The 9549-nt window shown below is 41.5% G+C and carries 12 protein-coding genes and 1 pseudogene; 6 read left to right on the top strand and 7 right to left on the bottom strand.

What is annotated here, in order from left to right:
* Positions 1-354: 354 nt before the first annotated feature.
* Complete coding sequence (locus tag B4J23_RS10585; RefSeq protein WP_125279759.1) at positions 355-582, top strand: hypothetical protein; 228 nt, start codon at positions 355-357, stop codon at positions 580-582.
* 10 nt (positions 583-592) lie between these two features.
* Here B4J23_RS10585 and bioB read toward each other — a convergent pair whose 3' ends face one another.
* From bioB to queG, 3 genes are all read right to left on the bottom strand, one after another.
* The gene (gene bioB, locus B4J23_RS10580; RefSeq protein WP_159124490.1) at positions 593-1594 is read right to left on the bottom strand and encodes a biotin synthase BioB; all 1002 of its coding nucleotides are present in this window, start codon (positions 1592-1594) and stop codon (positions 593-595) included.
* A gap of 139 nt (positions 1595-1733) precedes the next feature.
* The gene (locus B4J23_RS10575; RefSeq protein WP_005236211.1) at positions 1734-1952 is read right to left on the bottom strand and encodes a hypothetical protein; all 219 of its coding nucleotides are present in this window, start codon (positions 1950-1952) and stop codon (positions 1734-1736) included.
* Between the two features lie 106 nt (positions 1953-2058).
* Complete coding sequence (gene queG / locus B4J23_RS10570) at positions 2059-3153, bottom strand: tRNA epoxyqueuosine(34) reductase QueG (RefSeq protein ID WP_125279756.1); 1095 nt, start codon at positions 3151-3153, stop codon at positions 2059-2061.
* A 23-nt stretch (positions 3154-3176) separates the two neighbouring features.
* Here queG and B4J23_RS10565 point away from each other — a divergent pair, with 23 nt between their 5' ends.
* Both B4J23_RS10565 and B4J23_RS10560 read left to right on the top strand, forming a co-directional pair.
* Positions 3177-4634, top strand: a complete 1458-nt coding sequence (locus B4J23_RS10565) for an NAD(P)H-hydrate dehydratase (RefSeq protein WP_291360529.1) — start codon at positions 3177-3179, stop codon at positions 4632-4634.
* A gap of 11 nt (positions 4635-4645) precedes the next feature.
* Positions 4646-4927: an acylphosphatase gene (locus B4J23_RS10560; protein WP_291360528.1), complete on the top strand. Its 282-nt coding sequence runs from the start codon at positions 4646-4648 to the stop codon at positions 4925-4927.
* Here the strand turns inward: B4J23_RS10560 and ruvC are convergent.
* A complete protein-coding gene (gene ruvC, locus B4J23_RS10555) occupies positions 4924-5469 on the bottom strand; it encodes a crossover junction endodeoxyribonuclease RuvC (protein WP_004784062.1) in 546 nt (181 codons plus the stop codon). The genes B4J23_RS10560 and ruvC overlap by 4 nt on opposite strands.
* 125 nt (positions 5470-5594) lie before the next feature.
* Here ruvC and B4J23_RS10550 point away from each other — a divergent pair, with 125 nt between their 5' ends.
* Both B4J23_RS10550 and B4J23_RS10545 read left to right on the top strand, forming a co-directional pair.
* Positions 5595-6161, top strand: coding sequence for an FxsA family protein (locus B4J23_RS10550; RefSeq protein WP_291360527.1), 567 nt, complete (start codon positions 5595-5597; stop codon positions 6159-6161).
* A gap of 120 nt (positions 6162-6281) precedes the next feature.
* The gene (locus B4J23_RS10545; RefSeq protein WP_291360526.1) at positions 6282-6920 is read left to right on the top strand and encodes a LysE family transporter; all 639 of its coding nucleotides are present in this window, start codon (positions 6282-6284) and stop codon (positions 6918-6920) included.
* Here the strand turns inward: B4J23_RS10545 and B4J23_RS10540 are convergent.
* Both B4J23_RS10540 and B4J23_RS10535 read right to left on the bottom strand, forming a co-directional pair.
* A complete protein-coding gene (locus tag B4J23_RS10540) occupies positions 6917-7126 on the bottom strand; it encodes a hypothetical protein (protein WP_291360525.1) in 210 nt (69 codons plus the stop codon). The two genes, B4J23_RS10545 and B4J23_RS10540, sit on opposite strands and share 4 nt — an antisense overlap.
* A 127-nt stretch (positions 7127-7253) precedes the next feature.
* Entirely contained in the window at positions 7254-7502 is a 249-nt protein-coding gene (locus B4J23_RS10535) for a hypothetical protein (protein WP_291360524.1), read from the bottom strand.
* A gap of 459 nt (positions 7503-7961) precedes the next feature.
* Here B4J23_RS10535 and B4J23_RS10530 point away from each other — a divergent pair, with 459 nt between their 5' ends.
* Positions 7962-9362 (top strand): beta-lactamase family protein, encoded by a 1401-nt coding sequence (locus B4J23_RS10530; protein WP_291360523.1) that lies wholly within the window; start codon positions 7962-7964, stop codon positions 9360-9362.
* A 64-nt stretch (positions 9363-9426) separates the two neighbouring features.
* Here the strand turns inward: B4J23_RS10530 and B4J23_RS10525 are convergent.
* Positions 9427-9549, bottom strand: a pseudogene (locus tag B4J23_RS10525) (pyridine nucleotide-disulfide oxidoreductase); the annotation flags it as partial.

The raw sequence follows: 9549 nt of genomic DNA, 5'->3' as shown, positions 1-9549 counted from the left end.
AGACGAAGTGTATTTGACAGAATGTAAAAATATGTTAATAAATATAATATGATTTTTAAACCAAAAAGCATGGATGTTTCAGGAAGAAAGATCAGGAAGCTGATAAAAAATAATTACAGGAGTTTTAGCAATGCTTCAGTTATTAAAAAAAATATTTTGTCTGCACATTTATGAATACCAGCAAATGGAGGAAATTGGGGCAGATTGGGAATGCCGCAAATGTGGTACCCAAAGAGATTAAAAAATACTGCAAGAAAAAGTGAGCGATATGCTCACTTTTTTATATCCATTATATTTAATCTAAACTCATATCCATTAAAATCATTACCAGTACCACATGATGAGAAGGCTTAAATGAGCAAAGATTTCCATGCCAAAACCTATATTGTAGATGAAAATCTGGCTGACACTTTACACTGGTTAAGCCTGCATCAGGACTGTTATGACTCTTTTAGTTTTGATGCACTGACGCAGGAACTGGTCGTACATCATGCCAATGGAACAGACCAGATCCGGATCGGTGATTATCTCAATGCCAGTTATGGCATTTTAATTACTGCGCATAACTTTTCAGCATCTTGAATTATTTCAATTAACTTGCCATTGCATCAGTCGCCAATGCGCGGATGCTTGGCTTTGGTTGTTCTGCTACCAGTCCCAATTTTTCAAAGAGCTGTTGGTCACGACCTTTGGCTGTATTTGGAGTCGTTAGCAGTTTTTCGCCTGAGAAAATTGAGTTGGCGCCTGCCATAAATGCCAATGCCTGATCTGAGTCAGTCAGTGATTCACGGCCTGCCGAAAGACGAATATAACTTTTTGGCATCAGAATGCGGGCCACTGCAATAGTTCGAATCCATTCAATCACATCCAGTTTTTCAACATCTGCCATCGGTGTGCCTTCAATTGGCACTAGCATATTGATGGGCACAGATTCTGGGTGAATCGGAAGTGTAGAAAGCTCAAATAATAAACCGATCCGGTCATTACGACTTTCACCTAAGCCGACAATGCCACCACTACAGACTTTCAAGCCAGCTTGACGCACATGGTCCAATGTATCTAGTCGGTCATCAAAGCTGCGGGTACTGATAATATGTGAATAGTATTCACGTGATGTATCCAGATTGTGATTGTAATAATCCAGTCCAGCATCTTTTAGACGTTCTGCCTGTGAGGCATTCAGCATGCCTAAAGTCATACAGGTCTCTAGTCCAAGTGCTTTGACTTCACGTACCATGTCCAGTACATAAGGCATATCACGTTCATGCGGATTACGCCATGCTGCTCCCATGCAGAAGCGTGAACTGCCAGAGGCCAGAGCTTCTTTTGCTTCCTGAATTACTTTTTCTACTGCAATGCGTTTTTCCGCTTCGAGTTTGGAATCATAATGTGCGGACTGAGAACAGTATTTGCAATCTTCCGGGCATTTACCGGTTTTAATAGAGAGCAGGGTACTGACCTGAACGGTATTGGCATCAAAATATTGACGATGAACCTGTTGAGCCTGAAAGATTAAGTCCATTAAAGGTTGTTGATATAGGGCTTCAATTTCTGCACGAGACCAATCATTACGTATTGGATCAATACTGTTCATCTGTCCATCCTTGTTCATATTTATTTATCAGGCTCCATCTTAAGTAAAAGTATCGCCATCTTCATTAGCAAAATATGACCTTATAGAAAAAACAAAACCCACACAAGGTGAGCTTTGTAGTTGAACTCTTGATCGGAGTTTATTCACGATGATTTCCGTGAATATTCTGGTTTTGTAAATCACTACGATGTTGCTTGTTTAATACACGTTCATCTTGTTCGTGCTGGTTATTTTTTGGAGAGCCAAGCGGGCCATGTTGTGACTGCTGCTGTTGCTGTTGTTGCTGCTTCTGGTGTTGATGTTGCAACTCTTCAAGCTGTTCCTGATTTTGATGTTGTGTATCAGATGACTTTTGCATATCCACCTCCGGCTTTATTTCTATTCTTTTTCCTTTATGCCATAGCTTGCACAGTAACTGTGTAAGGCTTTGACGAGAAAATGTGAACCGAAGTAAAAATTGAAAATTACCGGGATTTTGCCAGTTGTTCCTGTATGGCCCAGTCAATATGAACTTGTACAATCTCATCATGTTGATTCTGCTGAGCTTGTAATGCCTGGACAATCTGTGGATCAAAAGGCGCATTACCCAAGCCGATCGCAATATTGCGCATAAAGCTCTGATAGCCGGTACGGCGTAATGGACTGCCTTCAGTTGAGCTTAAAAATGTAGCTTCATCCCATTGCCAGAGATCCAGTAAACTCACTTGATCCAGTCCATGTCGGGGGTGAAAATCTTCAATATTAGTTTTTTGAGCAAAGCTGTTCCACGGACAAATCAACTGACAATCATCGCAACCGAAGACCCGGTTACCAATCCCTCGACGTAACTCCTCTGGAATGATCCCTTTATACTCAATGGTTAAATAAGCAATACAGCGACGTGCATCCAGCATATACGGTTCAACAATAGCCTGTGTCGGGCAAATATCAATACAGGCTGTGCATGAACCACAATGTTTGCTTGCAGGCTCATCAAAGGGCAGTTCCAGTGAGCTAAACAGCTCACCTAAAACAAAGAAAGACCCGGATTTTTTATGGATTAATAAAGTATGTTTACCGGTCCAGCCCATGCCCGCACTTTCGGCCAGGGATTTTTCAAATACAGGAGCAGAGTCTGCAAAGGGGCGAGATTCAAATTCACCGACTTTTTCCCGAATTTTAGAAGCCAGCATTTTTAGGCGCCCGCGCATGGTCTTATGATAGTCACGACCACGGGCATAACGGGCAATAATCGCAGAATTTGGTGCATAGGGCACTAAGCGCGGTTCTGGAAGATCGACCAGATAATCCATTCGTACACAGATCACGGATTTGGTATTGGGAATAAGCAGCGTTGGATCGGCACGTTTTTCCAGATTTTCTTCCAGAAACTTCATATCACCGTGATAGCCACGGTCTAAATATTCCTGCAAGCGGGCTAATTCTGCTTGAGCATCCGGTTTGGCAATGACACAATCAGAAAAACCCAGCTCTCGTGCCTGCGCTTTGATCCACGCTTTCAGTTCATTTGGATCTTGTTGATAAACTTGAATTTGCGCTTGGGAATCGGGTGTTGTCATAAACCGGAAACAGGAAATAAGAAATGCAGCAGCAAGTTTATCATAGCCGCGATATACAAGCATGGGAGCAGCGTTGGTTTGGCAAGCAAAATAGTTCTTATGGTTTGATGCAACAGGTGGCATGGTCAATTGCGCAGCGATTCATCTCTTTGTTGGAACAACGGCAATTGACTCAAATCGCTGTGTGTTGCGGTCAGGGTAATAATGCTGGTGATGGTTATCTGGTAGGTAAATATTTAAAACAGGCCGGTTTTGAAATAGATATTTATGTAGCAGAACCCGGTCCATCACAGGATCTGGCTCAAGCAATCGGGGAAGCTCAGCAAATCGGTATACCCACTTATTCAGGTTTTAATTTTCAGAAACAATATGATGTTTATATTGATGCCTTATTTGGGATCGGCTTGAACCGTGATCTGAATGAAAATTGGCAACAGATTATTCAAAGTATTAATGCCCAGCAAGGACTCAAAATCGCAGTGGATATTCCAAGCGGACTGCATGCCAATACCGGACAGCCTTTGCCGGTTGCCATTAAGGCAGATCATAGTTTTACTGTTTTAGGTTTAAAGGTGGGATTATTTACCGGACAAGGCAAAGAATATGCCGGCAAGGTAGAGGTCATCTCAGCTATTCCTCCTGATGTTGAACTTGTGCCGATAGCTCAACTTTCCTCGACTCAAATTCATCTGCCTAAACGTGAGGCTTTTGGACATAAAGGCAGTTATGGGCATGTGCTCGTGATTGGAGGACATGCTGATATGGGTGGTGCGGTCATTATGGCAGCTGAGGCAGCCTTTGCTGCTGGTGCAGGTAAGGTCACTGTGGTTTGTGATGCCAAACATCATACGGCCATTTTGTCACGTGCTCCGAATATTATGCTGCGTGATATCAATGCACTAGATGCTGAGAAACGCCAAGCTTTAGTTCGTCATGTTGATGCTGTCTGTTTTGGTATGGGGCTAGGACGCGATGCTTGGGCTGAGAAGCAATATAATTACTGGTTTGACCTGATTCAGCAATCAGAACTGGAGACAGTTCTCGATGCAGACGCCTTGTGGTTTCTGGCAAAAGCACCACAAAAGTTGAATGCCCATACTTATGCAACACCGCATCCAGGTGAAGCGGCTACTTTGTTAGAAATGAAAGCATCAGGAGTCGAAGCAGATCGCACTCAGGCAATTCAACAGCTCCAGCAAAAATATCAGGGACAATGGGTGCTCAAGGGTTCAGGTAGTCTGATTTTAGAGGATGATCTTTATATTTGTACCGCAGGTAATGCCGGTATGGGAACCGGAGGAATGGGAGATGTACTTGCTGGCATGATCGCCAGTTTGAAAGCCCAATTTAGAAATACTATCCATTTACACGAGATCGTAACTTTGCACGCACTTGCAGGTGATGTACTGGCGGAAAAGGGTGAACGCGGCTTACAGGCGCAAGATATGAAACATGCCATTTACCAGGTTGTGAATCACTAAGGAAAATAAAAATGCAGGCCATTCATTTGATCATTCAGGGCAAAGTACAGGGCGTAGGTTACCGTCGCTGGTTTGAACAACAAGCAATTCAATTAGGTTTAAAGGGTTTTGTGCGTAATCTGGAAACAGGCGAAGTCGAGGCTGTCATTGTTGGGAAGGAAGCGATTGTTCGGGAAATGATCCAGTACAGCAGAACTGGACCACAACGTGCAAAAGTCACTGCAATACATCAGCAGAGTTTGAATCTTCAAGACGCTGATTTTCAGGATTTCAAAGTACTAACTGAAGATTAACGGCGGCGAGTGCTGACTCGGCTGCGTCCGCGTGCCATACCCCCCAATGCATTCAATACGGCCATTTTACTCATACTGCCTGAAGCATGGGCATGACAAATGGCAGCAGCGAGTGCATCAGCAGCATCCTGTTGCGGCTTGATTGTCAGGTTCAGAATACGCATAACCATCATCTGAACCTGTTCTTTGTCTGCAGCGCCATAGCCCACAACAGACTGTTTGATCTGCCGCGCCGTATATTCAGCAACTTTGAGATCAAGATTCACCAAGGCAGCCACTGCGGCACCACGTGCCTGACCCAGTTTAAGAGCAGAATCCGGGTTTTGTGCCATAAACACCTGTTCCACCGCAGCCTCGGTCGGGCCGTAAAATTTGACAATCCGTTCTACACCGGCAAAGATTCGTTTTAAACGTTCAGGCATTTCCGCTGTTTCAGTTCTAATCGTTCCCGCATCAACAAAAGTAAGTTTTGAACCTTCTTTCTGGATGATACCGTAACCTGTTAGACGCGAACCGGGATCAATCCCAATAATTAATGACATGCCTGCACTTTAAAAATAAAATAATGCCCATATTGTTACATAAGCGTATCAAAAAAGCTTGATCCTGATGAAGCAGTTGATTACAGCATCCTAATATTTATTTTACTGAGATTAGATTAATTTTCATGAAATTATTTCTTATTATCCTGGCCGGCTTAGTTCTCGAAGTATTTGTATGGATTGGCGTGGGTGACCTTGTCGGGAGCATGTGGTACGTATTTTTCTGGTTCGTGGCGGCCTTCTTTATCGGTATGAACCTGATCCGGAAATATTCGGCCGGTGTAATGCCACAAATGCAGCAAATGCAAATGGGACAGATGAGTGCAGATCCGGCATTATCAAATAATTTGCCTAAAATCTTAGCCGGCTTTTTCCTGCTGATTCCTGGTTTGATTAGTGATGTACTTGCGGTATTAATGCTGATTCCACCTGTACAACGTGCTTTCCAGGCAGCCATGATGAAAATGATGATGAAACGTCAGCAAGCCATGATGGAAAAAATGATGGGTGGCATGATGGGCGATGTCGGTGGCGGTGCAGGTCAAAACCCGTTTGCTGAAATGATGCGTCAAATGCAGGATATGCAGAACCAGCAGGGGGGTCATGGTGATTCAACTATTATTGATGGTGAAGCCCGTGAAGTGACCCCGGAAGCCAAGAAAATTGAAATGAAAGATGTGAGTAAGAAATAAAATCACGTTTTCAATATAAATACTTCAAGCCGAATCTCATGATCCGGCTTTTTTATTGGAACTTTCTAATTTCATTAAACAAAAGTTATAATAGTTTTTTTACCATTTGATCTTTTTTAAATGTCCTTGCTTTTTACCATCTGTTTTCTGCATTTTGTTGCTCAATTAAGCCCGGGCCCTGACATTTTACTTATTGCAAAAAGTGCAGCCTCTACGACACGTATGAATGCCTTAAAGGTGATTGCTGGAATTTCAGCGGGGATCGTGGTTTGGGTGGTATTGACGCTAGCAGGCTTTACCGTATTGATCGACCAGTTCCCCTGGATTCAGCAGGTATTAATGGTCATTGGTGGGTTGTTTTTGGCCAAAATGGGCTGGGCTATGCTAAAAGGCGGCTTGCAAAGTTTTCAGAACAGACATCAAGCTCAAGATGATTTAAATATGGTAGAAGCACCAAAAAGTTACTTTATGCAGGGTTTATTGACTAATCTGTCGAATCCTAAAACCCTGATCTATTTCAGTAGCGTATTTTCACTTGCACTGAGTTCATCAGCTTCTGATTATTTAAAAGCGCAACTGGCAGTGATTATTCCGCTGCAAACCTTTATTACTTTTACTTTACTAATGCTATTAATTTCCCATCCTAAAATTAAAGAGGCTTACCAGCGATCAGGAAGTTATATCGATATGATTTCAGGCGGGTTATTCCTGATTTTTGCAGTCTGGTTATGGTATGACGCGCTGGTTCTAATGAACTAAAAATCTAAGTTCGATGGGGTAACAGAGGAGTTTTCGTTAGAAAGCTGCTGTGCAGCGGAAGCGTCAGAAACTGGATGATCCTGTTTCTGCACTGGAGACTGATAACGATTCGGTTTAAGGGTAGTCTCAGTATTTTCCGAACCCTGATAACTGCGACTGCGATTGGCACGCTCACGTAAGCCACCTTTTTTAATTAACTGAACCATTTTCATCTCTCACTGCAAGATGACTTATTGTAATTCAAATTTTCTATTCTGGTAGCATTTCATATTCAAGTTAAAAGCGCATAAAAAAGACCTGATCCAAGTCAGGTCTTGCTGGAGGATAAGAAAATTAGCGCGGACGTTTATTATCTTGTTGTAGCACATCAAATAATGATGACTGAGCTGGCACTTCCTGCTGCTGTGACTGGATATAAACATGCATTACCTTGAACGCGATTGCAGTAACCAGACAGGCCACCAGACATAAAATCCAAAAACCATAAGGGCTGCGAATATTATGTGAGCCACAAGCATGACATTCTTTTTGGCTAGCTTCCACAACTTTATCGCAGCACGCACAGTGATATTGATAGTACATTGCTAAGCTCCATTACATTTCTGATATTTTTTTTGTTATCTTTCACGGACTTTTATTTTAGGCCTATATGTCATGTTAATGATGAAATTAGACGATGACAAGTCATATAACAAAAAGTTACCCAAGTCTCAGTGAGGAAAACAAATAATAATTGGCTAAGTACATAACATCGTTAGATTATTTCAAGAAAATTCTCTGAAATAATTAACTATGCTATCTATCAATTCATAAGCAATTTTTGAACCAGTTCGAGTGGAGCTTAAGAACAACAAGTATAAAATGGGAAATAGACAGGGCAAAAACTTAGATGAATTGATCTGCTCCACAAAATAGAATGATATGGAATATATTTTGCTTATTTTTTAACTATTCGTTGCACTGTATTAAGTCTATAAAAATGTTTAATTTCAATAATTTTTATGAAAGTGCATTATAAACTTAAGGAACAATACTGATCTCATGAAGAAAATATCACTGTTTTTATCATCCTTGCTCTGTATGAGCAGTCTTTATGCACAATCGGATATTGAAAGGGAAGTTATTACCCAGTTTCAGCAGGATTTTAATGCGCAAAATTATGCAGCAATTTTCGAAAAGTTTTCACCTGAAGCGAAAAAGGCAATTCCTTTAAATATGTTTGAAAAAGTTTCTAAAAACTTACAGCAGCAACTAGGCACAATCCAAAGTATTGAGTATATAGAGTCTAAAGGCAAAGAGACTGCAGTCTATAAGACCAACTTTGAAAAAGACCGTCTGAAACTCAGCATGAGTTTGAATAATGATCAACAGATTTCCGGCCTTTTATTTACGCCCTATATCGAATCTACTGCAGCAAATAATAAGACAGTCAATGCCATTCAAGGCTATCCAAAAGCGATTACAGAGAAAATTTATCAGGCTACACGGACTTTTCCAGAGCAGACTCAGGTGGCTATAGCGGTATTAGATCAAGACCAAACCCATTACTATGGGGTACAGAAACATAAGGACAAAATCCAGGCCAAGGCCAATCAGGATAAAGTCTTTGCAATTGGTTCTCTGACCAAAGTGATGACATCAACCATATTGGCTGAACTGGTGACACAAAATAAAATTAAACTGGATGACAAGATTAATCCTTATTATGCCTTTCCATTCAAGGACAATATCCAGGTTCGCTTTCAGGATTTAGCCAATCATACGTCTGGGCTGCCACGACTACCGAGTAATTTGGAAGTAGATGATGATACTGATCCATATAAGGAATATGATGCAGCTAAACTGGAAGAATATTTAAAAAATTCCTTAGAGCTTGAACATGCGAATAACAGTGGAAAAGTGCCACATTATTCTAATTTGGCTGTGGCTTTATTAGGACAGAGTTTGAGTCAATCGCAAAATAAGGATTTTGCTGAGTTACTCAATGAACATGTATTTAAAAAGTATGGGATGAAAAATAGCTATACCTCGCTTGATCAAGCAGCTAAGCAGCTTGTACCTGCATTTGATGCCCAGGGAAAAGAAATTACCACTTGGTCATTTAATACCTTTTTACCCGCGGGCGGCGTATTCTCAACAGCTTCAGATTTAACCAGATTTGCACAAGCTCAGCTCGATGCAAAAAATGCGGCAGTACAATTAACTCAGCAAGCAACTACAGAAAAAGCAGGTAGCTACCAATTGGGATTGGGCTGGTTTGTGCGAGAACAGGACAATGGCACCAAAATCATCTGGCATGGCGGGAATACCGCAGGGCATTCTGCTATTTTGATGATTGATTTAAACAAGAAAAAGGCAGTGACGATTTTAGCCAATGTCGCTGCTGTACATCCTGAAATGGCAAATATTGAAAAACTGGCAGCTCAACTCTTACAGGAATAAATCAGCTTTGAGATAGTAAAAAGCCCGCATTGTGCGGGCTTTTTTAATTCATGGATTTTAAGGATTACTGACCAGAACGAATGATGTAATCAAAGGCAGATAATGATGCTTTGGCACCTTCACCAGTCGCGATGATGATCTGTTTGTAAGGAACAGTGGTACAGTCACCTGCAGCAAACACACCTTT

Origin of the sequence: Acinetobacter sp. UBA3025, assembly GCF_002367915.1 — a bacterium.
Taxonomy (GTDB): domain Bacteria; phylum Pseudomonadota; class Gammaproteobacteria; order Pseudomonadales; family Moraxellaceae; genus Acinetobacter.
The sequence above is the reverse complement of the archived record's forward strand: the minus strand, read 5'-3'. Positions and strand labels throughout refer to the sequence as shown.

Excerpts from the sequence above, each read along its gene's own strand:
- B4J23_RS10575 (WP_005236211.1), bottom strand. The coding sequence starts at position 1,952 with ATGCAAAAGTCATCTGATACACAACATCAAAATCAGGAACAGCTTGAA.
- bioB (WP_159124490.1), bottom strand. The coding sequence starts at position 1,594 with ATGAACAGTATTGATCCAATACGTAATGATTGGTCTCGTGCAGAAATT.
- B4J23_RS10535 (WP_291360524.1), bottom strand. The coding sequence starts at position 7,502 with ATGTACTATCAATATCACTGTGCGTGCTGCGATAAAGTTGTGGAAGCT.
- B4J23_RS10530 (WP_291360523.1), top strand. The coding sequence starts at position 7,962 with ATGAAGAAAATATCACTGTTTTTATCATCCTTGCTCTGTATGAGCAGT.
- B4J23_RS10550 (WP_291360527.1), top strand. The coding sequence starts at position 5,595 with ATGAAATTATTTCTTATTATCCTGGCCGGCTTAGTTCTCGAAGTATTT.
- B4J23_RS10560 (WP_291360528.1), top strand. The coding sequence starts at position 4,646 with ATGCAGGCCATTCATTTGATCATTCAGGGCAAAGTACAGGGCGTAGGT.
- ruvC (WP_004784062.1), bottom strand. The coding sequence starts at position 5,469 with ATGTCATTAATTATTGGGATTGATCCCGGTTCGCGTCTAACAGGTTAC.
- B4J23_RS10585 (WP_125279759.1), top strand. The coding sequence starts at position 355 with ATGAGCAAAGATTTCCATGCCAAAACCTATATTGTAGATGAAAATCTG.
- B4J23_RS10540 (WP_291360525.1), bottom strand. The coding sequence starts at position 7,126 with ATGGTTCAGTTAATTAAAAAAGGTGGCTTACGTGAGCGTGCCAATCGC.
- B4J23_RS10545 (WP_291360526.1), top strand. The coding sequence starts at position 6,282 with ATGTCCTTGCTTTTTACCATCTGTTTTCTGCATTTTGTTGCTCAATTA.
- B4J23_RS10565 (WP_291360529.1), top strand. The coding sequence starts at position 3,177 with ATGCAGCAGCAAGTTTATCATAGCCGCGATATACAAGCATGGGAGCAG.
- queG (WP_125279756.1), bottom strand. The coding sequence starts at position 3,153 with ATGACAACACCCGATTCCCAAGCGCAAATTCAAGTTTATCAACAAGAT.